Here is a 25991-nt window from a genome sequence, read left to right on the forward strand (position 1 = left end):
TTAACGTTAGGAACGTGCGGTTTATACGGAGGTCACAAGGACTTCGCGGGCGGCCTGCTGACCCAGGAAGGCCTGCGGGCTGGCCGACAGGCCGTAGGCGCCGGCCATGAAAACGGCGACGAGATCGCCGACATCGGCGCGCGGCATCATGACGTCATCGGCGAGGCGATCGAGCGGCGTGCAGAGGCAGCCGACGATGCTGACCTCCTCTTCTGCGGCCTCGTCCATGCGGCTGGCGATCGCCACCGGATAGTTGCGGCGGATCACCTGGCCGAAATTGCCGGAGGCGGCGAGCTGGTGGTGCATGCCGCCATCGACGACGAGAAAGGTCTTGCCGTGGCTGACCTTGCGATCGACGATTCGGGTCAGATAGACGCCCGCCTCACCCACCAGCCAGCGGCCGAGCTCGATCGCGAAGGCGCTGCCGGCAAGGCTGTCGCGGCGGCGTTCCAGAGCGGCCGCCAGCGCGTCGCCGATTGGCTCGATGGCGAGCGGCAGCTCGCCGTGGAAATAGGGAATGCCGAAGCCGCCGCCGAGATTGACCAGAGGCGGCGTCGCGCCGATCGTGTCGGCAAGCGCGCCGGCAAGGTCAACCGTCGCCTGCTGCGCCTCGATCAAAGCCTCGGCGGAGAGCGCCTGCGAGCCGGCGAAGATGTGGAAGCCGCGCCATTCGGCGCCGCCCTCCAGGATGGCCCGCACCAAAGCGGGCACGCGCTCGGCATCGACGCCGAACGGCTTGGCGCCGCCGCCCATCCGCATCCCCGAGCCCTTGATCTCGAAGTCCGGATTGACGCGGACGGCGAGCCTGGGCCGCACCCCGCACCGCTCGCCGATCGCGAGCGCGCGCGCCACCTCGCCCTCGGATTCGCAGTTGAGCGTGACTCCGGCCGCGATCGCTTTCTCGAGGTCGGCGTCGCGCTTGCCGGGACCGGCGAACGAGATAGCGTCGGGCGCCATGCCGGCGTCCAGCGCGAGCGCCATTTCCCCCGCCGATGCGATGTCGAAGCCGTCCACTTTCCTCGCAATCGATGCAAGCAACGGGCCGTACGAGTTTGCTTTAATTGCATAATGTAGCTGAACCGGGAAAGCGGACCGAAAGCGGGCGATACGCTGCTCGACCATCGCCAGATCATAGGCGAAGAGCGGCGTGTCGCCGGCTTGCGCGACCAGATCCGCGACGGTGCGGCCGCCGACCAGCAGTTGCGCGCCTTGCGTCCCGTACTCCTGGGGAATGGCCCCGGCGGGCTTGCTCATGCCATCAACTCTTGCTTCAGCGCCTCGCGGTCGAGCTTGCCGTTGGGGTTCCTCGGCAGCTCCGCGCGCCAGATGATAGGGCCGGGCTGCATAAAATTCGGTAACTCGCGCCGGAAAAAGGCGCGCAATTCGGCCTCGGCCTCGCGGCCGTGCGGCGGCGCCGGGCGCACGATCAGGGCGATCGCCTGCCCCAGCCGGTCGTCGGCGACGCCCAGGGCGACCGCCTCGGCAACGAGGCCGCTGGCGACGGCCGCCTCCTCCACCTCGGTCGGGCTGACGCGATTGCCCGAGGTCTTGATCATCGCATCCTCGCGGGAGACGAAATAGAGCAGCCCGTCTTTGTCGCGGCGCGCGGTGTCGCCCGACCAGACGGCAGTGCCGCCGTAGCGCGACCCCGCCGGGGCCGGCTTGAACCTCTCGGCGGTGCGCACGGGATCGTTCCAATAGCCCTGCGCGACGAGGGGACCGGCATGGACCAATTCGCCCGGCTCGTCGGGCGCGGTCTCGCTGCCGTCGGGACGCACGACCAGGATTTCGGCGAAGGGAATGGCGGTGCCGATCGAATCGGGATGCTCGTCGACCAGGGCCGGGTTGAGATAGGTCGAGCGGAACGCCTCGGTGAGGCCGTACATCGGGAAAATCTCGGCCGCCGGGAACAGCTCGCGCATGCGGCGGATGACCGAGGCCGGCAGGCGGCCGCCGCTATTGGTGAGGCGGCGCAGGCGCCAGGCCGCTTGCTCGGGCCATTGCGCCTCGATCAATTGCACCCAGAGCGGCGGCACTCCGGCAAGCGTTGTGACGTCATGACGCTCCACCGCGCGGATCACGTCGCGGGCGGAGAGATAGTCGAGCGGGATCACGCAGCCGCCCGCTGCCCAGGTCGAGAGCAACTGGTTCTGGCCGTAATCGAAGCTCAGGGGGAGCACACCGAGCACGCGGTCCTGCGAGGAAATTCCGAGATAATGTGCGACGCTGATCGCGCCGAGCCACATGTTTGCGTGGCTCAGCATCACGCCCTTGGGGCGGCCGGTCGAGCCCGAAGTGTAGAGCAAGGCGGCCAGAGCCTCCGGATTGGCGGAGGACGGCGGCAGCGTGCCGGCGAAGGCGAGCATCGCCTCCCCCCCTGCCTCGGTGATGGCCGCGCAGCCGGAGGGGAGATCGCCCTCCTCCAAGGTGGCGAGGCGGGCGTCGCCGGTAATCAGCAAAGCGGCGCCGCTGTCGGCGAGGATATGGGCGACCTGGGCGCGCTTCAGCACCGGATTGATCGGCACGTGGACAAGGCCGGCGCGGGCGCAGGCGAGCGGCAGGAGCGATGTCATCCGCGTCTTGGGCAGCCAGCTCGCGACCCGGCTGCTTGGCGCGAGCCCCCGCGCCTGCAGCGCCGCCGCAAGGGCGCCGACATTCCGCTCGAGCCCGGCATAATCGAGCAAGCCTTCTTTGGTGAGCAAAGCCGGCGCATCGGCCGCGCCGTGTCGGGTCAGATGGTCGAGCGGTCGCGGGGTCGGATCGGGGGCTTGCACGGAGGCTCCTCGCTGCGCCACACAGGCCGTGGCGTCAGGGGGATAGCGCGTTGACCGGCGACGTGGAACTGTTCGATGACTGGGACGAGATCGAACGCGACGCCGCGGGGGCGCTGGACCGCGCCGCCCGCCCTTCCCTGTTCGACCGGCTGAGCTGGTTCCGCCTGACCGCCGAGCATTGCCCGCCCCGGGGAACGCCGCTGGTCGCGCGCAGCCGCGACGGCGAACGCTCCGCCTGGCTGTTCCTCTCGCGGCATGGTCGCACGGCGGAAGCGCTGGCCAGCTGGTACAGCCTGCGCTTCGGCGCAATCGGCGATGCCCCGCTGGCGCCCCTGGCACGCGCGCTGCGCGGCAAGGTCGGCATGGTCGACCTCTACCCGATCGGGGACGGCGATGCCCTGCCCGCCGCCTTTCGCAAGTCCGGGTGGCGCACCCTGCTCGAACCGGCGAGCAGCGCCTGGCATATCCCCACCTACGGCATGACCTTCGCGGCCTATTGGGCCGGCCGGCCGTCGAAGCTGCGCAACACCGCCGAGCGCAAGGCCAAGGCGGCCAAGCTCGACATCGCCATCCACACCTCCTTCGACGCCGCCGCCTGGGCCGATTACGAGACCGTCTACCGCGCAAGCTGGAAGCCCGACGAAGGCTCCACCGCCTTCCTGCGCGCGCTCGCCGAGCAGGAAGGCGCGGCCGGCACCTTGCGGCTCGGCCTTGCCTATCAGGACGGGGCGCCGCTCGCCGCCCAGCTCTGGCTGGTCGAGGACGGCCACGCGACCATCCACAAGCTCGCTTATGTCGAGGAGGCGAAGAAGCTTTCGCCCGGCACCGTGCTGAGCATGGCGATGTTCCGCCACGCGCTCGACGTCGACCATGTCCGTGGCATCGACTTCGGGCTCGGCGACGATGCTTACAAGGCCGACTGGATGGAGGAGAAGGCGCCGGTCTACCGGCTGCGCGCTTTCGATCCCTTTACGATTGCTGGCCTATATGGGCTGGCGCGGGCCACTGCCGCCCGGCTTGTCCGCGGCGGGCGGAACGATTAGGCGACGGCAAAAGCCAAGGGGACTGACCGTGCATACCGACGCCGACGACGTGGACAGGACGCTGCGGGCGGTGCTGAGCGACGTGCTCGGCCTGCCCAAGGAGCGCGTCGCCGCCTTCACCGAGTCGACCCCCCTGTTCGGCGCCCTGCCCGAATTCGACTCGATGGCGGTGGCGGGGCTTCTCACCGAGCTGGAGGAACGGCTCGGCATCCTCATAGAGGATCATGAGGTCGACGCGGATATGCTTGAAACCTATGGACATCTTCTGACCTTCTCCCGAGCCAAGGCGCTGCGGTGAACGCGGGCGGCGGTCTTCATTACGACCGCTATGCCGCCCCCACAGGCGACGAATGCGTGATGCGGATCGGCGCCGCCGGCGCGCCACCGATCCTGTTCGTCCCGCCATTGTTCGAGGAACTGAACCGCACCCGCGCGCTGATCGCCGCCGTGATGCGCGGCCTCGCCGCCCGCGGCTTTGCGTGCCACATGCCCGATCTGCCCGGTACCAACGAAAGCGCCCTGGCACTGGAGGCTTGTCGCTGGGAGGACTGGCGGGGAGCCGTACGCGCGGCCGCCGCGGCGATGGGACGTCCAACGGTGGTGGCGCTGCGCGGCGGCTGCCTGCTCGACGGCGCCGCCGAGGCTTCCTGCTTCTACCGCTTTGCCCCGGCCGAGGGCGTTTCGCTCGCCCGCGATCTCGCCCGCTCGGGCCTCGTCAGCGCCGGCGGCAGCGCCGGCTATCCGCTCGACGACGCGTTCTCGGTTGCGTTGCGCGAAGCGAAGCTGGAGCCGCTTGCGCCGCTGCGCGTGGCGCGGCTCGCCAGCGACCTCGCCGACGCGGACGCCAAGCTCGACGGACCGGCTCTGTGGCGCCGCTCCGAACCTGGCAATTCGTCTGAGCTTGCCGAGGCAATGACCTCAGATATCAGCGAATGGATCGCGCGATGCGGCGGCTGATGACTTTTGCCTGCGAGGGCGCGTCGCTCGGCGCGACGCTCGACGACGGCAACGGCGCGACGGGTCTGCTGATGGTGACCGGCGGCAGCCAGACGCGGATCGGATCGCACCGTATGTACGAACGGCTGGCGGCGGCGCTCGCCGAACGCGGCATAGCCTGCTTCCGGTTCGACCGGCGCGGCGTCGGCGACAGCGAGGGCGTGGATCCCGGCTTTCGCGGCAGCGGCCCCGACATCGCCGCTGCGACCGCCGCGTTCCGGGCCGCACGGCCCGGGCTCGCGCGGATCGTCGGCTTCGGCCTGTGCGACGGCGCCACCGCGCTGGCGCTGTTCGGCCGCTCCGCGGGGCTCGACGGGCTGATCCTCGCCAACCCCTGGCTGGTCGAGACCGAGGCGGGGCAGCCCGCGCCGGCCGCGATCAAGCGACACTATCGCGACCGACTGCTCAGCCGGCAGGGCTGGAGCAAGATCCTTTCCGGATCAATATCATATCGGAAGCTTCTAAAAGGTATTTTGCAGATTATTCGACCGGCGGCGCCGACCGATCTCGCCAGCGAGACGGCTTCGGCGCTGGCCGCGCGGCCCCTGCCCCTGGCGCTGATCCTGTGTCGCAAGGACGCAACCGCGATCGCCGCGGAAGACGTGTGGAAGAAGCCGGTCTTCGCGTCCGTGCCGAGCGGGGAGCCGCTTTACGTCGAGACCGACTCGCACACCTTCGCGCGCCCCGGCGACGAGCAGGCACTGCTCGAGGCCTGCCTCGTTGCCATGGACCGGCTGAAAGCCTGACTCAGGCCGCAGCGGCCGCTTCGAACTCGGCTTCGGCGAGGAAGCGCTCGGCATCGAGCGCGGCCATGCAGCCGGTGCCGGCGGCGGTCACCGCCTGTCGGTAAATCTTGTCCATCACGTCGCCGCAAGCGAACACGCCGGGGACGTTGGTGCGGGTCGATCCGGTCTCGATCTCGAGATAGCCGTCCTTGTCGAGCGCGAGCTTGCCCTTGAACAGGTCGGTCGCCGGCGAATGGCCGATCGCGACGAAGCCGCCCTGGACGTCGAGCCGGGACATCTCACCGGTGACGGTGTCGCGCAGGTCGAGCGCGACCAGCCCCTCGGGCGTGCCGCCACCGACGAACTCGGCCACTTCCTTGTTCCACATCACCTTGATGCTGGGATGGGCGAACAGGCGATCCTGGAGGATCTTTTCGGCGCGCAGCGAATCGCGACGGTGGATCAAAGTGACGTCATGACTATGGTTGGTCATGTAGATCGCCTCCTCGACCGCGGTGTTGCCACCGCCGATCACGGCGACCTTCTTGCCGCGGTAGAAGAAGCCGTCGCAGGTCGCGCAGGCCGACACGCCCTTGCCCTTCAAATGCTCTTCCGAGGGAATGCCGAGCCAGCGCGCCTGCGCGCCGGTCGCGATCACGACGGTGTCGCCAGTGTAAATGGTGCCGCCGTCGCCGATCAGGCGGAACGGACGCTGCGAGAAATCGACCTCGACGATCGTGTCCCACATCATCTGCGCGCCGACATGCTCGGCCTGCTTCTGCATCTGCTCCATCAGCCACGGGCCCTGGATGACTTCGGCGAACCCGGGATAATTCTCGACGTCGGTGGTGATGGTGAGCTGGCCGCCGGGCTGGATGCCCTGCACCACGATCGGCGCGAGGCCGGCGCGGGCGCCGTAGATCGCCGCCGAAAGGCCGGCCGGGCCGGAGCCGAGGATGAGCATGCGGGTGGAATGGGTGGCGGCCATGAACGTCTTTCCGGAGGAGAAATGGATGGGGGCGAGATAGGGTGTCCAAGCCCCCCAGCGCAACCTCCGCAATTTGCGGCGCACCCGGCGCGCTGATAGAGAGGCCGCCATATCGACATTCCAGACAGAGGTTGCCCCCATGACTGCGCACGACAATCCGCTCGGCCTCGACGGCTTCGAGTTCGTCGAGTTCACCAGCCCTGATCCCGAAGCGCTGGCCGGCCTGTTCACCGCCATGAGCTTCACCCATCTCGGCAACCACAAGAGCAAGAACGTCCGCCATTACGGCCAGGGTGACGTCAACTTCCTGCTCAACATGGACGAAGGCGGCCATGCCCGCAGCTTCCAGAACGCGCACGGTCCGTCGGCGAGCGCGATGGCGTTCCGCGTCAAGGACGGCGCCAAGGCGCTCGCAATGGCGGTCGAGCGCGGCGCCACCAAGGTCGAAGGCGAATATGAGCTGCCCGCGATCGAGGGGATCGGCGGCTCCTATCTCTATCTGGTCGACCGATACGGCGCCCAGACGATCTACGACAGCCTGTTCGATCCGGTCCCGGGCGCGGTCCGCGGCGCCGGCGCCGGTCTCCACACGCTCGACCACCTCACCCACAATGTGAACCGCGGCCGGATGAACCATTGGGCAACATTCTACGAAAAGCTCTTCAACTTCCGCGAGATCCGCTATTTCGACATCGAGGGAAAGCAGACCGCCTTGGTCTCGCGCGCGATGACCGCGCCCGACGACAAGATCCGCATCCCGCTGAACGAGAGCCAGGACGAGCACAGCCAGATCGAGGAATTCCTGCGCGAGTATAAGGGCGAAGGCATCCAGCATATCGCGCTCGCCACCGACGACATCTTCAAGACGGTCGACGAGCTGCGCGCCAGCGGCATCAAGTTCCAGGACAGCCCCGACACCTATTTCGACATGATCGACGAACGCCTGCCGGGCCACGACCACGACGTCGCCGAGATGCGCAAGCGCAGGATCCTGATCGACGGCTCCCCCGAGACCGGCGAGGGCCTGCTGCTCCAGATCTTCACCGAGAATATGGTCGGCCCGATCTTCTTCGAGATCATCCAGCGCAAGGGCAACCAGGGCTTCGGCGAGGGCAATTTCAAGGCCCTGTTCGAGTCGATCGAGCTCGACCAGATCCGCCGCGGCGTGCTGCCGGCGACCAAAGAGCCGGCCTGAGCCCGCAATGACCGCAGCCACGCTCGCCGACGTCGCCACGCCCGCGCTTGCGCTCGACCTGCCCCGGTTCGAGCGCAATTGCGCGCGCATGCTCGAGAGGTGTCGCGCCCTCGGCGTCCACCTCCGGCCGCACATGAAGACGCTGAAGGCGATCGAGGCGGCGCGCGTTGCGATCGACCCCAGTCACGGCGGCATCGCCGTCTCGACGCTGAGCGAAGCCGATTATTTCGCGCGGGGCGGCATCGCCGACATCCAATATGCGGTGTGCATCACGCCCGACAAACTCGCGCGCGCGGCCGATCTGATGCGGATCGCGCCGCGCTTCAGCTTCTTCCTCGACAGCGTCGAGATGGCGGCGGCGGCGGCGGAGTTCGCGACGCGCGAGGGCGTTGCCCTGCGCGCCTGGATCGAGATCGACAGCGGCGAGCACCGCACCGGGATCGAGCCCGGCGACGAGCGCCTGATCGCCATCGCGCGCACCCTCGCCGCCTCCCCCGCTTCGCTGGCCGGAGTCGCAACCCATGGCGGCCACAGCTACGAGGCGCGCACGGCCGATGGGATCGCGGCGGTCGCCCAGCAGGAAAGGCTGGCCGTGGTCACGGCGGCAGAACGGCTGCGCGCGGCCGGGTTCGAGGTGCCGGGCGTCAGCGCCGGATCGACGCCGACCGCGATGCACATGCGATCGGCCGAGGGGCTGACCGAAATCCGCGCCGGCGTCTACATGGCCGGCGACCTGTTCCAGGCCGGGATCGGATCGCATGGCACGCAAGACGTCGCCGCCTCGGTGGTCGCCACCGTCATCAGCCACAAGCCCGATTACAACCAGATCGTCGTCGATGCCGGCGGGATCGCTCTATCCAAGGACCGCGCCACCGGAGCGCTCGGCGAACGCGACATGGGCTACGGGCTCGTCGTCGACCTAGACGGGGAGCCTTCCTACGGCCGCCTCACCGTCGGCGGCGTCCACCAGGAGCATGGCGCGATCGCCGTCACCGACCCGGCCCTGTTCGCACGGCTGCCGATCGGCGCCAAGGTGCGCATCCTCCCCAACCATGTCTGCATGACCGCGGCGGCGCACGATCATTATCTCGTCACCGACGGCGCCGCCGTGCGCGGCGAATGGAGCAAGGTCGGCGGCTGGTGACGGCATCTCAGCCGGTCGCGAGCAATTCCTGGAGGCGTAGCGCGTCGCCGGTCGCGGCCGACGAGGCGGTGTTGTCGAATATGCACCAGACCTCCTGTCCCGCGGCCCGCTCCGCGGCGAGCGCCTCGGCATAGGCTTCCAGCCGGCCGTCGTCGTAGCTCGACCGGTACATGACCGGCGAGCCGTGCAGCCGGTAATAGGTCAGGCCGCGCCAGCCGCCGGGCCGGGCCGCCACCTCGACCCGCGCCGGATCGGCGGCGACGCGCGCCACACCGGCTTCGTCGAGCAGCCGGTCGCCTTCCTGCTCGAACCAGCTCGGGTGGCGCGGCTCGCAGGCGATCGCGGCCCCGGTCCGCTGCTTCAGGGCGGCGAAGAAGGGCGTTGCGACCGAAGGATCGAGCGCGAGGCTGGGTGGGAGCTGGACGAGGATCACCGCCAGCTTGGCGCCGAGCCCGCTCGTTTCGGCGAGAAAAGCATCCACCAGCGTTTCGCAGTCGACCAGCTTGCGCTGGTGCGTGACCGTCTTGGCGAGCTTGGCGGCAAAGCGGAAATCATCGGACACCGAGGCCGCCCAGCGCGCATAGGTTTCGGGACGGTGCGACCGGTGGAAGCAGGAATTGATCTCCGCGCAACGCAGGCGCCCGGCATAGCGCTCGAGGCTCGTTCCGTCGGCCGGAAAGCGCGCGGCATCCTTGCCCGGGATGCTCCAGCCGGCGATGCCGATGCGCGGCTCAGCCATCGAGGAAGCGGCGAATCCATTCGCCCAGCCGGGCGCGGTCGTCGGGCTGCTCCAGCGACTCGATCGCCTTGTCCGGGTCGGGCAGTCGATCGCGCCGCGCCTCGACTAAGGCCTGGGCATAGGCTGGCGCGAATTCCGGATGGCATTGGCAGGATATGGCCGGCTGGTCGTCATAGGCGATCAGGCCGAACGGATTGAACGCGCTCCCCGCCAGCACGCGGCTGCGCGGCGGAAGCTCGACCATCTGATCCTGGTGCGACACGGGGATCGCGAGCGAGGCCACGTCGTCCATCCACGGCGCGCGCTCGCGCACCTCGTAGCGATGGAGGCCGATGCCCCAGCCCTTGTCCGACTTCAGCACGCGCCCGCCGAACGCCTCGGCCATGATCTGGTGGCCGAAGCAGATGCCGACGAGCTTCGCTTTGCCCTTCGCGTCGCGCAGCCAGTCGATCAGCGCAGCGATCCAGGGGAGATCGTCATAGACCCCGGCCGGCGAGCCGGTGACGACATAGGCGTCATTGTCCTCGACGGGCGGCAATTCCCCTGCCTGAACGTCGTAGCGCGTGAAATCGTAGCGCGCGTCGCCGAGCAGGGCTCGGATCATGTCAGGATAAGTGCCGAACCGCGCGACGAGAGCCGGGGGCGGTCCGCCGGTTTCCAATATGCCGATCTTCATGCCCCGTCCCTGCCCCGCCGCGCTCCCTTTGTCACGGCCGACCGGGACGGGACGAACGTACTGTCAGACCAGGAAGCTCAGCGCGACGGAAGCGAGGCCGAGCAGGAGCATGGCCAGCACGAGCGGACTGTCCTGCCGCACGAAGTTGCGGCGGCGCTGGGTGCGGCGGTTGCCGAGCACGTACACTCTCCGGTTGTGGAAAGGCGACGCGCTACGGGCTGGCGGCGGAGCGGGCAACATGCGGTCAATACTATGAAACCAAAGGTATATCTCCGAGCGCGGGACCGGTCGGACGCGCAGTTCCTTTCCGCTAACCGAGGCCGCTCCGCAGAAGCCGCGGGTTGCGCGCTATCACGCAGCCTCTAAGGCCTGCCTTTCCACGGACCCGGCGCGACCGGGTGGCTCGGCCGGGCGCCTATCCCCCGGACAATTTGGCCGCATGGCCGACCGACACGGACCCACCATGACATTCCTCGCCTCGCTTCGCCGCGACTGGCTCGCCAACCCTCGCGCCGACATCCTCGCCGGCATCGCCGTCGCGCTCGCCCTCATTCCCGAAGCGATCGGCTTCTCGATCATCGCCGGCGTCGATCCGCGCGTCGGCCTCTACGCCTCGGTGTCGATCGCGATCGTGATCGCCTTCACCGGCGGCCGGCCGGGCATGATCTCCGCCGCCACCGCCGCCGTCGCGGTGCTGGTGGTGCCGCTGGTGCGCGAGCATGGCGTCGACTATCTGTTCGCCGCGACGATCCTGATGGGCTTGATCCAGATCGTCGCCGGGCTGCTGCGGCTCGACCTTTTGATGCAGTTCGTGTCGCGATCGGTGATCACCGGCTTCGTCAACGCGCTCGCCATCCTGATCTTCATGGCGCAGATCCCGCAGCTCACCAATGTCGGCTGGGAGACCTATGCGATGGTCGCGGCGGGCCTCGCGATCATCTATCTGTTCCCGCGCCTCACCAAGGCGGTGCCCTCGCCCCTGGTCGCGATCCTCCTCCTCTCTGCCTTCGCGATCCTGATGGGCACCCCGGTTAACACGGTCGGCGACATGGGACGTTTGCCCGAAGGCCTGCCCTCATTGACCTGGCCGCAAGTGCCCTTCACGCTCGAGACGCTGCGCATCATCCTGCCTTACTCGCTGACGATGGCGGCGGTGGGCCTGCTGGAGTCGCTGCTTACCGCGCAGATCGTCGACGACATGACCGATACCGACAGCGACAAGCAGCGCGAGAGCATGGGCCAGGGCTCGGCCAACATCGTCGCCGCTCTGTTCGGCGGGATGGGCGGCTGCGCGATGATCGGCCAGTCGGTGATCAACGTCACCTCGGGCGGCCGCGGCCGGCTCTCGACCTTCACAGCCGGCGCCTTCCTCCTCTTCCTGCTCGCGGTGCTCGGCCCGTTCGTCGGGCAGATCCCGATGCCGGCGCTGGTGGCGGTGATGATCATGGTCTCGATCGGCACGTTCAGCTGGAATTCGATCGCCAATATCCGGCGCCACCCGCCGACGTCCTCGGCCGTCATGCTGGTGACGGTCGGCGTGGTCGTCGCGACCCACGACCTCGCCCAGGGCGTGCTCGCCGGCGTATTGCTCTCGGGCATCTTCTTCGCGGGCAAGGTGCGGCGCATGTTCGCCGTCGAGCGGATCCTGAGCGACGACGGAAACACGGCCACCTATCGCGTCACCGGCCAGATCTTCTTCGCCTCGGTCGATCGCTTCAACCGGGCGTTCGGCGAGGAAAGCGCATCGCATGTCGCGATCGACGTCACCGCCGCGCATTTCTGGGACATTTCTGCCGTCGCCGCGCTCGACAAGGTGGTCGCCCGCATGCGCCGCGAGGGCCGGAGCGTCGCCGTCACCGGCTACAACCGCGCCAGCGCCGACCTCGTCGACCGCTTCGCGCTGCACGACAAGACCGGCGTCGAGATCGGCCTGACGCCGCATTGAGGTTCAGGAGTAGGGTGCCGCGCCGGCGCGGCCGGCTCCCCACATGAAAGCGATCGCCGCCAGCGAAAGGGCGCTCCAGAAGAACAGGTTGAGCAGGAACGGCAGCCAGTCGAACCGGTCTGCGGCGAACCACACCTCCATGATGTCGGCCGTGTCGACGACCGACATCCCGGTATAATCCCGCACGAAGACGAGCGGCCATCCGGACGCGGCGACCGTGCAGCTTTTCTCGCAGCCCATGATGTCCGGATAGGTTGCGGTCGCCGAGCGCGCGCCGACGAAGGTCGACAGCAGGGTCAGCGTCGTCCCGATGAGCACCGACAGGAGAAGTCTTGGCATGGCCTACGCCTAGTCCGGCTTGTGCGGCCGTGGAAGCTGCTCGCCGTCGGACTTAGCCCTCGTCTCGCGCAGGTGGCGGATGGCCCAGAGCGACGCCAGAATCAGCGCAACGGCGAAAGTATCGGCGGCCCAGTCGACGGCATCGCCCTGACGATTGAGGGCGGGGATGAGTTGCACCAGCTCGATCGCCAGTCTGAACACCGAGAGGCACAGGGCGATCAGAAGGAACGACTTACTCGGATAGGCTGCGACCGCGAGTGCCGCGAGGGTCGCGAAGCCCAGAATATGCTGTATCTTGTCCTAAGGAGCGCCCGGCAATTGCGGGGGATTGGGCAGAACAGCCATCGTGAAGGCGAACAGGAGCGCCGACCAAAAGGCAATGCGAAACAGGAGAAGCATGGTGCTGAACTCGTCTGGTTGAACCGTCGTCCCATGCGGATGCGGAGGCATTCACCCCCGAACGCGACAGACGCGGTGATCGGCACCAGGCCCATAGCGATTGTTCGCAACGGGTCGATGGCCGTCATTCCCATGGGACGAAACGCACGGCGCCTTGCCTTGGCGAACATCGCAAATGGGCGATTTTCCTGTGGTAGCGGAGGCCCGAGTTCATCAAGCTCCCTGACGCGCCGCCTCCCCTTTCGGTTGACGACGACGGGGTGATCGTGGGTGAGCCCTTACGAACGGGCGTTGGCGGTGGCGTCCCGTTTGGCTCCCTAGGGCGAGTGGAGAGAAAATGATGTCCGAGCAGGATCAACCGGAAACACCTTCTAACACCGAACGGACCGGTGCCCGCTCGTCGGAAAAAGCAGCTGGGCCCCGCCGTCTCGGGAAGATCACGGGGGCGTTCCCGAGGATTTTGACCGGCTCGGCGCAGAGGAAATCGCCGCTCTGTTCTATGGTGAGGGCGACGTCAGCTAACTTGGCCCTCAGCGTAAGAGAGTCGCCCACGGCCTGTTCAAGTCGCCGGTCGGCTCCGCGCCGAGCATCGGGTCGCTCAGGCCGAGCGCCAAATTGCTGAAAGCAGCTATCCAGCTTAGCCGGGAAAGGTGCTCCCCAGTCGCTTGGGATATCCAGTTCTACCACGTGCTCGGGTCGCCGGCCTATGCGGCCATCGTGGGCCGGGAAACGAGAATACCGCGGTGCGAGTCGCCGCCATGATCGATCGGTACGAATGAGCGGACAGGCGCCGGCCCGAGTTGTCCGGGGTACGCCGCTCGAATTCATTTGTCTCCGGAAGCGGCAGGCGCCGAAAGGTCGAGCGCGAGTTCGCGGGCCTGACCGGTCGCGAGTCCGAAATGCTTCACCATGTCCTCGAACAGCGACGGTTCCGGTTGTCCGAGCGCCAGGCGGTACCGCGTCAGATCGGCTTGCAGATCTTTCAGGCGGGTGGTGTTTTGGCTAAAGCGAACGTCGAAGGTGATGCTGATCGGTCGATGGTCGGGCGGCGACCACCAGCGCTGCAGTCCCCTGCCGTCGCTCGACGCCGCGCGTGCGGCCTCGAAGATTTTCCAGAACGGGCTCGTGCCTCGACCTGCTCTCTGCGCCGCGCTGGCATAGTCGCGGGCGAGGGCTCGCCGCACACAAAGGCTTGCGTACCGCGCGATGCGACCTTCGCGTTGTTCGAAATCGACCGGATCGCGGGGCAGGTCCCAGTGGATGATCCGGTCGCACCAGACGTGGAAGTCGAGGCCTTCCTGCCCGACCGAGGTCGTGGCGAGAACATGGGGCCAGAACGGGGAGTTGAAGGCGCGGCGCAGATTGTCGGAGCGGAGCTTGCCTTCTTTGGACGCCTTCGACCGTACGCGTTCCGCGCCGGCGTAAGGGACGGCTGCATGGACAGTGATTCGTGCCGGCTTGCGAACACCGGCGCGTCGCATGCGGACCCGGCCCGCGCGACCGAAAAAAGACTGGCGAAGATAGTCGATTGGCGTCTCGTCGCCGATGAGGCGCATTACCGCGATATGTTCGTCGATGACCGCCTCGAATCCGCCGCGTACGATCGCGCGGCGAAGCGCCGCCGGGTAGGAATGGCGCTTGCCCTTGACGGGCTTGGGCAGGATCGCGCCACCGAAGGTTCGCTGGCCAAGATAGGGCCGCAAGTCGTGCCAGCAGAACGCAAATGCCAGCCGCAGGCCCTCGGCATCTTCCAGCAACTCGGGCTGATGGCGCAGGAGACTTCGGCCGATGATCATGCCGGGCGACGACAACAGCCAGGCAGCCAGCAGGCGGACCTCGTCGCGGGTCAGTATCGGCTTCTCTGTCGAGGTCGCGGCGGCGCGCCACTGCCGCCGCTGGCTGGTCGGCAACCCGGGCACCTCGCGGAGCGCCTCGCCGACATCGCCGGCGCGATCATATGCTCGCTCGATGGCGATCGCGAGTTCCCAGGGCTTGCGCGACGCGCCTTCGCGAGGAGCGATCCGGAATTTCCTTCCCAGAAGCCAGGCCTTCAATTCGGCGTTCGCGGCGTCGATCACGTCGCTCGAACGACTGGCGGGGTCGCGGGCCGGATCGATCGCGTCGATGAGCGAAGGCCATGGCATGAAGGATGCGATCAGGGGCCAAGGTGTCTTGGCTTCGTAGCGAAGATAGGGCTGCGCCGTCTTGCTCGGCGGCTGCCGGCGGTGAACGTCGAGACCGAGCACCGCGCTAATTGAAAGCGGCGTTGCGATGTAGCGGCTGAACAGGAGCGCCTTACCCACCGGACGGTCGCGCGACGCGAGATCCGCCCATGGGCCGGCCAATCGCCACCAAGGGGCGGTCGGCGCCAGCCACGGCAAGCCAAGCAGCGGCAAATCGACCGGCGCGGGACGCGCAACAGGGTCTGTCGCATCCGCCGTGACCGCGGCCCGCAATTGCGGATGAGCTGCGCGCGGCGTGGCGCGAGCGCTATTAACCGTCGGCAGATCGGTGAGAGCGTCGCTGATCTTGTACTCGAACAAGGTCTCGGCGGGATAGGGCACCGACGACCAGAGCGTCGTTACCCATCCGCTCAGCGCCGGTTTTCGCTCTGATACGGCATGAGCGAAATGACGGAAGGCGCGCAGATCGTCGGCCTCGACAACTGCGGCGTGCGATCGGCGATCGAACAATTCGGTGGTGATCGTCGTCGCTCGCTCGGTGCGCGCGATGATCGGACGCAAGGCGGCTTCGACCTCAAGCTTCGCCGCGCGCACCGTCTTGAGCACCGTCGCCTTGTCCGCCTTCGACTGAAGCGCTTGGTGATGCGCGGTGATCCGCGCCGCGGCCTGATCGGCCGCCGCGATCGCGTTATCGCCAAACAGAAAGCGGACGAGCGTGATGAAACTGCGGTAGCGGCTCGCTTCGACCTCGGTGCCATCGACTCGTAGCAGCCGGTACGGTGTCGCCGACATCAACAGGAGCGCCGGCCGACGCCGGTCGTTGTCGTCTCCGAGCATCGTCCGGACCAGCAGGCGTTGAACCTCGAACCGCTCCGCTTTGATCCCTGAGAGTTTTAGCCCATCACGCGGGAGAATGAGGTCGGCGAAGCGATGGAATTCGTCGAGGATAAGCAGATGCGGCCGCGTCGCCGGATTGATCAGCGCCACCAACGCGAGAGCGGCGCGCGCCCGCAACACGAGTTCGGGGATTTCGTTGTCGCGCGCCTTGAGCCACCCGCGCAATTCGGCGTCGAGATCCGTGCCCGGGATCTGGAGGACGCGGATCAGGGCGGCGCGGAAGGCGGGCGGCAAATGCCTGGGCGGCTTCGTCGTCCATGTGAAGTGACGGTTGTGGCCTTGCGCGACGTGGTGGTCATCGATGCGTTTGAGGCTGCGCCAGAATTTCGGTGCGATACGCGCGAACAGCCCGGCAATCAGCCATCGCTCTTCGGCGCGACCGGCGCGCTGTCCGGCCTTCCAGCCCGGGAGACTGGTGTCGGGCGTGTACGAGAATAGCCGGAATGCCTCAACGGCCTCACGTCCGGTCATCGCAGCGGCGAGCGACAGGCGATCCGGCGGCGTTTCCCATGTCTCGTCCAGCGACGTGAGCTTGGTCAGGTTCTGCGACGCGATATCGAGGTTGGGGCAGAGATAGACGACGTTCAGCGGATCATCCTGATCCCGCTTCAGCCGCTGGGCGACCGCCTTCGAGGAGATCGTCTTGCCGAGGCCGACTTCGTCGGCGATCAGGAAGCGGCGGCTGCCTCCGCCATTGCAGAGCGCGCGATAGGCCGCATCGACCGTATTCTGCTGGAACCCCTCAAGCGCCATTCTTACCGCCCTTGCCCAGGCACTGCCGCACCGCAGACCAGAAGGCATCGACCTCGTCGAGCTCCAGTCGGGCCGCCACAGCCTCGTCGTCGTCGCGATCCGCCAGATCAGCTGCGAAGCCGTCGAGGAGATCCGAAATCGATGTGGCGCGGGTCTCGAACTGCGCGGGGTTTCGCGCCCAGGCCGACAGAACCTCTTCTAGCGCGAACGTTGCGATGCCGGGAAGCATGCCGTCCGGACCGCGTGGCACGCCGGGCGGGTCGCCGCCCGACCAGGTCGAGGTCTCAACGGGAGTGATGCCCTGCAGCCGGGCGCGCAGCCACGCCGCCAGGTTAGACGTGCCGATATAGGCGGCGGTTGCGGCGCGGTTGCGCGCCGGGACGTCGAGGCCCGGAAAAGCGACCGCCTGCGCCCAACTTCGCGTGACGGGTGGATCGGTTCGCGCGGTCGCGCGGAAGCCGACGAGAACCGTCTGCAAGCGCAGCGGGACGAGCTCGGTCCGCAATATGATCTGGCCTGCTCCTTGCGGCCATTCGACGGGCGCATCGGGGTAGGTGAACAGCCAAGTCTCTAGGCGGTAATCAGCGAGGAAGGCGGTCAGTTCGGCTTCGGTCGCGAGCGTCAATCGATCCGGTTCTGCCACGAGAGTGAAATCCGCCTCGAGCAGAGGCTGGAGCGCGTCGTCGAGCGCGCGCTCGGCCGCCTCTACCGCGAGCGCTTCTTCGCTCGGTGGTTTGGCGACAGCCAGCGCCTGCGCTTCGGCAAAGGCTTCGAGGGCGACCACGATCGGCTCACCGACATCGAGTTCCACGACGATCTCTGCGTTGCCCTTCGCCAGGCCGCGACCGGTGGCATTGGCGCTGCCGATCCACAGCCGGCGCGTCCTGTCATTGCGCTGCAGGACCAGCTTGGCGTGCAGGCCGCTCGGCGCGACGGGATCAGGCGCTTCCGCCGCCGAGGTCTCGTCGCGCTCGCGCACGGTGGCCGGCGTATCGCGTTGCGGCGTGCCGGCAACCCGCATGGTCGTTCCCGGAAGCTCGCCAAGCGCATCGGCCGTCGGTGCGATCGTGACGAGATCGACGGGGGTCCGCGGGGCCTTGATGCCGAGCGCGTCAAGTCCGCCCCGATTGACGAAGGGGCTGATGACGAGGGTGCGGCGAACGCGAGGTAGCGGAGTGAAAAAGGATTTGCGCTCACCGAGCCGTCGCCAGTGCAGCGCGCGAACTTTGGTATCCGCGGGCGCCTGCCAGCGGAGCGTGGTGAGCTCGTCGATGATGAGTTTGGACCAGCCCAGCGGCTGCGCCAGCTCGCCGACCATCCTGGCGATATCGGGGATGCGGCCGCTGCGACCGGGTGCCCCACACAGGACAATCCCCGCTTCACGGTCGGCGCTGACCGTGAGATTGCGACTGCCGATCCAGAGACGCCATCGGGGTTCGTCCTCGTCGCCGATGTAGCGGGCAAGCACGCACTTCGGATGCCAGGACGCGCCGAGCCGGGGTGTGACCTGATGCAGCATGCCGTCGAGCAGATGGAGGATGCCGAAGTGACGCCGCGCGACCTGCAGCCTGCCCTTCTGATACAGGATGCGCAGGTGCGGCCCCAGCGTCTCGATCGCATCGGCCAGGCACATCGGGCCGCCACTCAGTTCGTCCTCGACCTGACCGGACATCGAGATGAGCATGGCGGTGACGGCGACGAGGTCGAGCGAATAGGTCAGGCAGGCCATCCGCTCGATCGTGAGGCCGGGTCCCGGTCGCATTACCTCGAACACCGAATAGGCCTGCTCCGACCCGAACGGGCGATGGTCGTTCATGCGCGCGGCGCCAGTTCGTCGAGGAAGCGCGCGACCTTTTCCCAGCGATAGGTCAACGGCCACGGTTCGAAAGGCGACCATTGCGCGCGACGATCGACCGAGCCCTGCAGAAGAAACGCGCGATCGCCCTTGAGATCGAATTCACGCGCAAGGAAGATCGGTCGCATCGCGCTGTAGTCGCCGCGGTGGCCAGATAACCATTCCTGCGTCGCGGCGAGCAGCGGTCGCAGGCGGCCCACCGCGGTAACATCATCCTGGAGTTCATCGAGGTCGAGCGTCAGCGCCTTGTCGGCATGATCGGCGAGGGCGGTGGCGAGCATAGTGTCGGGCGCCGGCACAGTCGCGCCATCGGTGCGCTTGAGATCGCCGACCATCGCGACGTAGAGCGCGCGAGCGATGCACACAAGCGACGCGGCCTGATCGGCGCGGTCGAGCTTGCGCTTCTCATCGTCGGTACAAAGCTGGCGGACAGCGCGACTGTTGAGCGCGTCCGGCGCACAGCGACGACGCGCCGCAAGACGTGACAGCAACGGCGCCTCATCGGGATGCCCGAGCCTAGACCAGGCAGCAAGGATGCGCTCGCCTTCCAACTTGCCGGCATCGAGCTCGAAATCCAACGCGCCGCGCTTGCGGCTCCAGCCGGCGGGCATCGGCGGCGGATCGAGAAAGAAGTTACCACGCGCGGCTGCATCGACTTCGAGCCGATCTCGACGGGTGAGCTGATCCCAGCAACGGTCGAGATCGCCACGATACGGCGCGATCCCGGTCGAGGGGAGTGGCGCCAGCAGGCCCCATGTTCTAAGCGCGCTCCAGTAGATGGCGCTCGGCTTCGACACCGGGCTCCCGCCTTTACGGAGTACACGTCCGCCGATGATCCCCGTGCGATCGCCGCGACCGTAATGCTCGATCAGCCGATGACCCGTGCGATCCTCAATCTCGCGGAACATTGGTTCCGGGAAGTCGCCACCGGGACTGCGCTGCGCCATTTCCTCTAGCGCCCAGGCGATGAACCAGACGTAGCGCAGGCTGGTATGCTGTACGGATGTGCCGGGGAAGAACAGGTCGGCGTAGGCGAAGTGGATGACGCCGAAGCCCAGTTCGTCCCGCGTGCCCTCGAGACCGGCATCGTCGAGGCTGGCTTCGGCAGCCATGCGCTCGGATTGTGACAGCCATACCCAACCTAGCTTTGGTTCCAAACGAATCCTCCTGGCGAATACTGGATGTACAGACTTTTACGCCGCTCGGCTTTGCCAAGTGCCGTTGTCGCCGGTTCGGTTACGTCCTCCAAAACTTCTCGCGGCTTTTGTTAGCTGAACAACGGCGCCCCGTGCTGCGACAAAGGAGAGAAGGGCTGACCGGAACGTTGTCAACCGGATAGCACGCAAATCAGCAAAGGTCTTCAGCGTCCCGATCAGGTTTCACGATGCCTATGTCGCGGCGCTGAGCCAGAAGGGCGCATTAAAAGCCTGGGGCTAGCGACGCCAATCAGTTAGCGCCGGCATGGCAGAACTGGTTACGGACGATGGGTTGATGCGCGAGCCGCTTGCGCATCCCGGCACAATCAAGCGAATACGGGAGTCGGCCGCCGAGCAACGGTAAACGCGTGGATGAATGCCCGGACAGCGCCAGCAAGCGCAGGGCGCGAGGAACGACCCGCTCCCCGCCGCGCCCAAGGCGAACAAGAGCGACGCGTCACCCAAGAAGACTAGGCCCAGACCCAATTCGTCGGCCCTGCGTCTAACTGCTGCTTGATGCGTGGCTATGCAGCTTCACCCGCGCTGACTCTCAACTCCAGCTCTCGCGCATCAGGCGCCGGCCGCCCCTCCCCGCTAGCAGCGAGTGCGTCGGGGAGCCGTTAGACTGGTCCGAGTTCATCAAGCTCCCTGACACACCGACTGCCCTTTCGATTAACGGAAACGGGTTGATCGGCGACGAGGCGATACGGACGCGATACTTCGCGGGAGCGCGCCGGGAGCGCCCGGCATGATTATGGCCGGTACTCAGATCAGCCGGGAATTTCGCTGACCTGGGGTGAAGCTCCGACTCCGAGCCGCGTCTGGACTCAGTATCTGGCCGAAATCGAGTTGAGAGGCGCGAATTGGTATCCTCCGATTTTCGAGCAGGTCAGGTAATAATGTTTGGCGTGTCATTCGCGCAGTTTTGGATGATCGCTACGGCCGTCCAGCCTCGATCGAAAGTAAAGGTGCCGGTCCTTCCAAACGGATTGCGAATCTTGACGATGCGGGCTCGCGCATCGTCTTCCGCATGCTCGACCACGTACAGCCAATACTGGTCGCCATAACGGCGTGCATGCTCCATCTGAGGCTGGCTTAGGCCCACGGGACGGCCGGCAAGACTGCCCGTCATCGCCTTGACCTCGATCCACCGCTGCGGTTCGCCGATCGCGTCTGTTTCGATCAGGTCGAATCCCTTGTTGCCCGGTGGCAGGCGCTCCAGCCGCGGCTCAAATTCAAGGATACGCGCGATCGCGTGATCCTCCAGCCGCATTCGCGCTTCCTGAGTGAGGCCGTCCGGATCTGCCTCACCCTCGCCTACATGGGCGGCGACGTAGGAAATGAACTCACGTTCGCCGCCACGGTTGCCATTCCCGCCGGTGCCCTTCCCCTTGCTCTTGCCCGAGCCACTACCGCTGCTCCCGCCGCCACCTCCAGTGCTCCCGCTTTCATCATGATCTTCGCCGTTGTCACCTCCCCGTCCGTCGCCATCGGGCGGCGCATCCTCGTCCTCGCCATCGCCAACGTCGTAACCATCTTCTTCGTCGTGATCACTCGCCTCGCTGTGATTTTCCCCGGTCCTATCATCGTCGCTCTCATCGTCCGGGTCGACTTTGAGACGCGTACGCAGCTGAGCAAGATCCGTGACGCCAAGCCGTTTAAGTTCGTCGAGAACATCGGTGTCTATCCCCACTTCGCGAGCGAGCGCAGCGATCGCCGGCGGCTTGAATTGGATGCGGCTTTCGAGAAGCGGATGCGTCGGCCAGTCCAGGTCCTCGAACAACATCTCCGACGGCAGGCGAAGAACGCCATCGCGGTCAGATATCCAGGCATGCGCGTTCAACTTACGAATGAAGTGTGCATCAAACGAAGTCGTACGCTGATAATGGTAGGTCCAGCTATATTGCACGGACAGGGCATTGGCACGACGATCGGCCAGTTCCGCTAGCGCTTCCCAAAGCTGGCGCGATCGATCGCGCCGCTCTGCCTCGGGCAATGTCGGCAGCAATGCGAGCAATCCGTCGAGCCCGGTGATATCCTGATCAAAAATGCTGTTCTCGTAGGTGCAGCTCTCGCAGCCTGCGGCGCGCCGGTATTCCCGGCGCGTCTTCTCGGGCAGGTCACAAGGAACCGCAATCGTACGCAAGATGCGTACGCCGCCGCACGCTTCGAGCATCTCGCGGACCGCCTCTCCGCGAAGACACGCATAGCTGCTATCGAGCAGCAGCACGCCCTCGACCCCCTGAAAGAGATTCACCATTCGGTTCGAGGCGAGATAAACCTCGGTCGGGCGCGAGATGAAATCGTCTCCGCTCTTTGCATCGGTGCACATCACAATCGATGAGACCTTTAGCGCCTCCACAAGCTTGCCGCGCTGGACGGAAGAATCGGTTTGGAAGGCGCGCAGAATGCGCCCAATGTCCTCCTCATAGTTCGAGGTGTCGACGTCTCCGTTCTATATTTGGGAAGAAGATTGCGAATCACGTCGTCAACGGGGTCTGGCTTAGTAAGCCCAACGCCCTGAAGAAACTTGAGGGTCTGCGGCGTGCACAGAGTAGCCCGCAAAGTTGGAAAACCGGTCTTTCCCTCACCGGGAAGAAAGGCCTGAATGACCCCGTCTCGAATTAGCCGCACCTGTTTTCCGCCCTCAAGCCTAAGCAGCGGCATTTCTTTCGCGCGGCTCCGCCACAGAGCAGGTTGAGCGGCGAGCGCCCGATACAGACGCACCATCCAGCTGTCCGATTGATTGGTGAGGAACGCCTCCGTCATTCGGGCAAGCGCCATCTCCAACGTCAGCTCAGTAACCTTCAGCTCCTGCATCAGGAAACTTCGCAATTGGGGCGCACGGTCGGTGGTAATCTCGGCGCTCACCCATGAGACATTCCCATCCCCGCCAAGCAACTTTCCTTATTGCTGCGGCCCGAGCAGGTCGCGCACGTCCTGCGCGCGGGCGAGACGCACATCGCCGGCGGCGGCGAAACGGCCGGTCGAAGTTGGAACGAGGCGCTCTTCTGTGAATGCGCGCACGGTACGATCGAACAGAGGTGCGAAGAGGCTGCCCGCAAGTTTCTGGCGCTCGAGCGGGAGCGACTTCAATACCGCGACTTCTAGCAAACCGACATCCCGCAGACGAAGGAGCGCCTCGACGAGCAGGTCGGCGGTGATAGCCGCAAGCTTGACGTTCCAAGGCTTGTCCACCGGTACGTTGTCACGGCTCGGCGTCGTTTGATACGGACCCTGGACGAGAAAGCCTGTGTAGGTTGGCAGGACCGTCGGGAAGAAGACCACAAGCCGCGCGTCGGTGATCGGGCGAACGACCCTTTTGTCGTCCTCGAGAACGGTAAGGAACGCGATTTCTACGAGGCCGACCGGATTACCTTCATGCTCGACGGGGCGGGAAAACAGCAGATAGGTCTCATCGCGCGGCCCGCTGGCGCCACGTGCAGAGAGCCGCACCTGGTGCATGAACCCCTCGCTGGTGGGCGCGCGCTCATAGTTGCCGCTGCCGCCGCCTTCCACGCTCCAGACAACCTTGTCGACATGCTTGAGGAAGAGGAGCGCCTCTGGACCAAGCGCAGCGAGTCCGGCGGCGATTTCGTCGAAGGGCCCTGTTTCTTCCACCTTTAGCGGGAGGAGGATGACCGTTTCCTCTGACTCGCGGGCACAAGCCGGCACCGCTTCCGGAAGCACATAATCCAAGATAACGAAGGCTTCGTCCCCCGAATGCACTTCGGGACGCTCGGTGACTGCATAGACCGATTTGAAGCCGATACCGAACCGGCCGATCGCGGTGATGTCCTTGGTGCTCTCGTCGATCCCGCAAATGCCGCGGACATCGTCCTTGTCGAAGGGCGCGCCGTAATGGGAGATGCGGAGCCGATCCCGCGTGAGCTCGAACAGGACGGTTCGCGAGCCCGCCCAATCTGGACCGCGCCGGCGCAAAGCATCCTCCGCGTTCTGCAACACCTCATGAATGAAGTGGGTCCGCCGGTCGTAACGATCCTCGAGCAGCATTTTGCCGATGCGCTTGATCGCCCGGCCATACTCGATCCTGTTTTCCTCGGTCAGGGCCACATAATCGGTGGTCACGCGCAGCCTCCCGCCGCTTCGCCGGCCGAGCAAAGCCGCCGGAAATCGCATTGCCGGCAGCGATTTTGGTCGGGGTCCGGCGTGAACGCGTTGCTGCGCAGTGCCGCGGCCGTCGCATGGACGCGGGCGGTCACGTCCTGGATGAGATCCTCATCGACGGTGCGGGCCTTGCGGCGCTGCTTGTCGAGCTCATAGGTTTCGACAAAGTCCGCGTCGCGGCCGGTAAGCTCGCGGTAGCCGAGCGCATAGATGTGAAGCTGCGCCTCGGTCAGCGCTTCCGCTTGGGCCCGCTCGTTCGACTTCAAGTCGACGATCGCGATGTCGCCGCTGTCCCGTCGGCGTACCAAGTCGATGCGGCCCGCCACCGAGACACCATTGCCCAGGTTGAGCTCGATCGCCTTCTCACTGAGCTCGAGATGAGCGAATTCGGCCTTGCGCGCCTCAATATAGGCGTTGACCGTGCGTAAATTCGACGGGATCATCATCGAAAACCTCTCGCGATTGACGCGCGACGTTGAGGACGCCGCCTACACAATGAAGCGCGCCGAGTTCCATGGTGTGAAACTGTACCCCGCCAATGACAACGGTTCGCCGGTTTCCGGCGATATGGCGAATTTCCAGGCGATGATGGCCGAGATGGCTCGCAAGCAGGGTGCGCAGATGATCCACCGGTCGATGAGCGGTCTCGTCCTTGGTGGAAAGTCAGCCGGTGGGAAAAGCTACGGCTACCGCTCCAAGGCGCGCCGACCCGGTGAGCGCGGCGGCGAACTGGAAGTCGTAGAAGAGGAGGCGGAGATAGTCCGCGAGATTTTCGTCCGCTACGTCGCCGGCGAGTCCCCCCGCGCTATCATCACCGATCTGAATCGCAGGGGTATTCCAAGCCCGCGGGCGGGGATCAAGCGCAAGGACGGGTCGCTGACCACAGGGCGCTGGCGAGACAGCACGCTGAATGGGAACAAGGATCGGGAGACCGGCATCCTTTTCAACCCCCTTTACGCGGGTGTGCGCAAGTGGAACCGAACGAAACACATGAAGCATCCCGACACGGCCAGCCGCGTGTCGCGCGTCAATTCGAAGGATCAGTGGACCATAATGGGTGTGCCGGAGCTCGCAATCATCAAACCCGAGATCTGGGAAGCCGCGCAGAACCGTAAGGCAGACCGCAGCTTCAAGCAGAACACTCGACAGGCTCAGCGTGCGAAGCGCCTGTTCTCGGGACTGCTCCGGTGCGGGTCTTGTGGTTCGACGATCAACAGCAACGGCGTGGATGCAAAGACCGGCAAACCTCGCGTGCAGTGCGCCGGCAACGCCTCGCAGGGCATCTGCGACAACCCCGTCCGGGCCTATGTCGAGGACATCGAAGGCGTGGTGCTCACTGCCCTTCGCGCCAATCTCGCCGACACACGGCTCATGAACGCCTACATCGACGCCTACATGGCTGAACGAAAGCGCCTCGCCCGCCAAGCGGTCAACGAGCATGACACCATCAACAAGGGCCTTGCCGAGGTCGAGAGGAAGATGGAGCGACTCAAGAAGGCTTACATGGCGGGCGTCATCGAACTCGAGCAGTTCGGCGCGGACAATGCCCCGCTCAAGGACGAGAAGGCCGCACTCGTTGCCAAGCTCGCCGTCGTGGACGGGCCAGCGTCGGCGATCAGCTTCCATCCTGCCGCCGTCGCAAGCTTCAAGAACGCCCTGGCCGATCTGAACTCAGTGCTGTGCGAGGATGGCGAACGACCATCCGCCAAGCTTATCCGCTCCGTGGTTGATCGCGTTATCGTGACGCCCGCCGAGAAGAAGCCGAAGTCGCCCTTCGAGCGGCGGTCCATGAGGGTGGAGATTATCGGCGGATTGGACGCTCTCTTGAACGGTACGGCGGTGGATCGCTGTGCCGCCCTCCCCGTCAGGGATGGTAGTGGTAGCGGAGGAGGGACTTGAACCCCCGACACGCGGATTATGATTCCGCTGCTCTAACCAGCTGAGCTACTCCGCCCCATCGGGCGCGCCGCGGCTGCGCGCCGGGCGTGCGGGGCCTATAGGCAGCGACGCGGCGGC

23 protein-coding genes, 1 tRNA gene and 1 other annotated feature are annotated in these 25991 nt (G+C 66.0%); of the genes, 8 read left to right on the top strand and 16 right to left on the bottom strand.

Annotation, left to right across the window (positions count from 1 at the left end; translation table 11 throughout):
* Positions 1-21: 21 nt before the first annotated feature.
* Complete coding sequence (locus SH591_RS02145; RefSeq protein ID WP_324750319.1) at positions 22-1254, bottom strand: pyridoxal-dependent decarboxylase, exosortase A system-associated; 1233 nt, start codon at positions 1252-1254, stop codon at positions 22-24.
* The gene (locus tag SH591_RS02150) at positions 1251-2774 is read right to left on the bottom strand and encodes an acyl-CoA ligase (AMP-forming), exosortase A system-associated (protein WP_324750320.1); all 1524 of its coding nucleotides are present in this window, start codon (positions 2772-2774) and stop codon (positions 1251-1253) included. Before SH591_RS02150 ends, SH591_RS02145 begins: the two co-directional genes overlap by 4 nt.
* Before the next feature lie 50 nt (positions 2775-2824).
* On the opposite strand from SH591_RS02150, the gene SH591_RS02155 reads away from it, so the two are divergent.
* From SH591_RS02155 to SH591_RS02170, 4 genes are read left to right on the top strand one after another with little or no spacing between them, the layout of a single operon-like run.
* Entirely contained in the window at positions 2825-3817 is a 993-nt protein-coding gene (locus SH591_RS02155) for a GNAT family N-acetyltransferase (protein WP_324750321.1), read from the top strand.
* A 28-nt stretch (positions 3818-3845) separates the two neighbouring features.
* Entirely contained in the window at positions 3846-4115 is a 270-nt protein-coding gene (locus SH591_RS02160; protein ID WP_324750322.1) for an acyl carrier protein, read from the top strand.
* Positions 4112-4774: an alpha/beta hydrolase family protein gene (locus tag SH591_RS02165; protein WP_324750323.1), complete on the top strand. Its 663-nt coding sequence runs from the start codon at positions 4112-4114 to the stop codon at positions 4772-4774. The genes SH591_RS02160 and SH591_RS02165 overlap by 4 nt, the downstream gene beginning before the upstream one ends.
* Positions 4750-5559 (top strand): hydrolase 1, exosortase A system-associated, encoded by an 810-nt coding sequence (locus SH591_RS02170; protein WP_324750324.1) that lies wholly within the window; start codon positions 4750-4752, stop codon positions 5557-5559. Before SH591_RS02165 ends, SH591_RS02170 begins: the two co-directional genes overlap by 25 nt.
* Before the next feature lies 1 nt (position 5560).
* Here SH591_RS02170 and trxB read toward each other — a convergent pair whose 3' ends face one another.
* Entirely contained in the window at positions 5561-6526 is a 966-nt protein-coding gene (gene trxB, locus SH591_RS02175) for a thioredoxin-disulfide reductase (RefSeq protein ID WP_324750325.1), read from the bottom strand.
* Between the two features lie 139 nt (positions 6527-6665).
* On the opposite strand from trxB, the gene hppD reads away from it, so the two are divergent.
* Together hppD and SH591_RS02185 are read left to right on the top strand one after the other, a co-directional pair.
* The gene (gene hppD / locus SH591_RS02180; RefSeq protein WP_324750326.1) at positions 6666-7721 is read left to right on the top strand and encodes a 4-hydroxyphenylpyruvate dioxygenase; all 1056 of its coding nucleotides are present in this window, start codon (positions 6666-6668) and stop codon (positions 7719-7721) included.
* A 7-nt stretch (positions 7722-7728) separates the two neighbouring features.
* A complete protein-coding gene (locus SH591_RS02185; protein ID WP_324750327.1) occupies positions 7729-8865 on the top strand; it encodes an alanine racemase in 1137 nt (378 codons plus the stop codon).
* A 7-nt stretch (positions 8866-8872) separates the two neighbouring features.
* Here SH591_RS02185 and SH591_RS02190 read toward each other — a convergent pair whose 3' ends face one another.
* From SH591_RS02190 to SH591_RS02200, 3 genes are all read right to left on the bottom strand, one after another.
* Positions 8873-9604: a DUF72 domain-containing protein gene (locus SH591_RS02190; RefSeq protein ID WP_324750328.1), complete on the bottom strand. Its 732-nt coding sequence runs from the start codon at positions 9602-9604 to the stop codon at positions 8873-8875.
* Positions 9597-10280, bottom strand: coding sequence for a type 1 glutamine amidotransferase (locus SH591_RS02195; RefSeq protein ID WP_324750329.1), 684 nt, complete (start codon positions 10278-10280; stop codon positions 9597-9599). Before SH591_RS02195 ends, SH591_RS02190 begins: the two co-directional genes overlap by 8 nt.
* Positions 10281-10343: 63 nt before the next feature.
* On the bottom strand, positions 10344-10466 hold the full coding sequence (locus tag SH591_RS02200) for a hypothetical protein (protein ID WP_324750330.1): 123 nt from the start codon (positions 10464-10466) through the stop codon (positions 10344-10346).
* Between the two features lie 192 nt (positions 10467-10658).
* Positions 10659-10712: a sequence feature (sul1 is cis-regulatory element that is thought to sense ions involved in sulfur or methionine metabolism; They are found in Alphaproteobacteria), on the top strand.
* Between the two features lie 31 nt (positions 10713-10743).
* Here SH591_RS02200 and SH591_RS02205 point away from each other — a divergent pair.
* Complete coding sequence (locus SH591_RS02205; RefSeq protein ID WP_324750331.1) at positions 10744-12225, top strand: SulP family inorganic anion transporter; 1482 nt, start codon at positions 10744-10746, stop codon at positions 12223-12225.
* Positions 12226-12228: 3 nt separating this feature from the next.
* Here the strand turns inward: SH591_RS02205 and SH591_RS02210 are convergent, their stop codons facing one another.
* From SH591_RS02210 to SH591_RS02250, 9 genes are all read right to left on the bottom strand, one after another.
* Complete coding sequence (locus tag SH591_RS02210; protein WP_324750332.1) at positions 12229-12564, bottom strand: hypothetical protein; 336 nt, start codon at positions 12562-12564, stop codon at positions 12229-12231.
* A gap of 9 nt (positions 12565-12573) precedes the next feature.
* Entirely contained in the window at positions 12574-12765 is a 192-nt protein-coding gene (locus SH591_RS02215; RefSeq protein ID WP_324750333.1) for a hypothetical protein, read from the bottom strand.
* A gap of 1022 nt (positions 12766-13787) precedes the next feature.
* The gene (locus SH591_RS02220; RefSeq protein WP_324750334.1) at positions 13788-16796 is read right to left on the bottom strand and encodes a DEAD/DEAH box helicase; all 3009 of its coding nucleotides are present in this window, start codon (positions 16794-16796) and stop codon (positions 13788-13790) included.
* On the bottom strand, positions 16786-18612 hold the full coding sequence (locus SH591_RS02225; RefSeq protein ID WP_324750335.1) for a phospholipase D family protein: 1827 nt from the start codon (positions 18610-18612) through the stop codon (positions 16786-16788). Before SH591_RS02225 ends, SH591_RS02220 begins: the two co-directional genes overlap by 11 nt.
* Positions 18609-19763, bottom strand: coding sequence for a DUF6361 family protein (locus SH591_RS02230; RefSeq protein WP_324750336.1), 1155 nt, complete (start codon positions 19761-19763; stop codon positions 18609-18611). The genes SH591_RS02225 and SH591_RS02230 overlap by 4 nt, the downstream gene beginning before the upstream one ends.
* 973 nt (positions 19764-20736) lie before the next feature.
* Entirely contained in the window at positions 20737-22179 is a 1443-nt protein-coding gene (locus tag SH591_RS02235; RefSeq protein WP_324750337.1) for a protein NO VEIN domain-containing protein, read from the bottom strand.
* Between the two features lie 17 nt (positions 22180-22196).
* Positions 22197-22718, bottom strand: coding sequence for a hypothetical protein (locus tag SH591_RS02240; RefSeq protein WP_324750338.1), 522 nt, complete (start codon positions 22716-22718; stop codon positions 22197-22199).
* A gap of 36 nt (positions 22719-22754) precedes the next feature.
* Entirely contained in the window at positions 22755-23936 is a 1182-nt protein-coding gene (locus tag SH591_RS02245; RefSeq protein ID WP_324750339.1) for a sacsin N-terminal ATP-binding-like domain-containing protein, read from the bottom strand.
* Complete coding sequence (locus SH591_RS02250; protein WP_324750340.1) at positions 23933-24421, bottom strand: RecB family exonuclease; 489 nt, start codon at positions 24419-24421, stop codon at positions 23933-23935. The genes SH591_RS02245 and SH591_RS02250 overlap by 4 nt, the downstream gene beginning before the upstream one ends.
* Here SH591_RS02250 and SH591_RS02255 point away from each other — a divergent pair.
* On the top strand, positions 24396-25874 hold the full coding sequence (locus SH591_RS02255) for a recombinase family protein (RefSeq protein ID WP_324750341.1): 1479 nt from the start codon (positions 24396-24398) through the stop codon (positions 25872-25874). The two genes, SH591_RS02250 and SH591_RS02255, sit on opposite strands and share 26 nt — an antisense overlap.
* Here SH591_RS02255 and SH591_RS02260 read toward each other — a convergent pair.
* Positions 25853-25929 (bottom strand) — tRNA-Met (locus SH591_RS02260). The two genes, SH591_RS02255 and SH591_RS02260, sit on opposite strands and share 22 nt — an antisense overlap.
* Positions 25930-25991 lie beyond the last annotated feature (62 nt).

This window comes from Sphingomonas sp. LY54 (assembly GCF_035594035.1).
GTDB lineage: Bacteria > Pseudomonadota > Alphaproteobacteria > Sphingomonadales > Sphingomonadaceae > Allosphingosinicella.

Excerpts from the sequence above, each read along its gene's own strand:
- SH591_RS02225 (WP_324750335.1), bottom strand. The coding sequence starts at position 18,612 with ATGAACGACCATCGCCCGTTCGGGTCGGAGCAGGCCTATTCGGTGTTC.
- SH591_RS02170 (WP_324750324.1), top strand. The coding sequence starts at position 4,750 with ATGGATCGCGCGATGCGGCGGCTGATGACTTTTGCCTGCGAGGGCGCG.
- SH591_RS02145 (WP_324750319.1), bottom strand. The coding sequence starts at position 1,254 with ATGAGCAAGCCCGCCGGGGCCATTCCCCAGGAGTACGGGACGCAAGGC.
- SH591_RS02235 (WP_324750337.1), bottom strand. The coding sequence starts at position 22,179 with ATGTGCACCGATGCAAAGAGCGGAGACGATTTCATCTCGCGCCCGACC.
- hppD (WP_324750326.1), top strand. The coding sequence starts at position 6,666 with ATGACTGCGCACGACAATCCGCTCGGCCTCGACGGCTTCGAGTTCGTC.
- SH591_RS02220 (WP_324750334.1), bottom strand. The coding sequence starts at position 16,796 with ATGGCGCTTGAGGGGTTCCAGCAGAATACGGTCGATGCGGCCTATCGC.
- SH591_RS02190 (WP_324750328.1), bottom strand. The coding sequence starts at position 9,604 with ATGGCTGAGCCGCGCATCGGCATCGCCGGCTGGAGCATCCCGGGCAAG.
- SH591_RS02250 (WP_324750340.1), bottom strand. The coding sequence starts at position 24,421 with ATGATGATCCCGTCGAATTTACGCACGGTCAACGCCTATATTGAGGCG.
- SH591_RS02210 (WP_324750332.1), bottom strand. The coding sequence starts at position 12,564 with ATGCCAAGACTTCTCCTGTCGGTGCTCATCGGGACGACGCTGACCCTG.
- SH591_RS02205 (WP_324750331.1), top strand. The coding sequence starts at position 10,744 with ATGACATTCCTCGCCTCGCTTCGCCGCGACTGGCTCGCCAACCCTCGC.
- SH591_RS02195 (WP_324750329.1), bottom strand. The coding sequence starts at position 10,280 with ATGAAGATCGGCATATTGGAAACCGGCGGACCGCCCCCGGCTCTCGTC.
- SH591_RS02185 (WP_324750327.1), top strand. The coding sequence starts at position 7,729 with ATGACCGCAGCCACGCTCGCCGACGTCGCCACGCCCGCGCTTGCGCTC.
- SH591_RS02230 (WP_324750336.1), bottom strand. The coding sequence starts at position 19,763 with ATGGCTGCCGAAGCCAGCCTCGACGATGCCGGTCTCGAGGGCACGCGG.
- trxB (WP_324750325.1), bottom strand. The coding sequence starts at position 6,526 with ATGGCCGCCACCCATTCCACCCGCATGCTCATCCTCGGCTCCGGCCCG.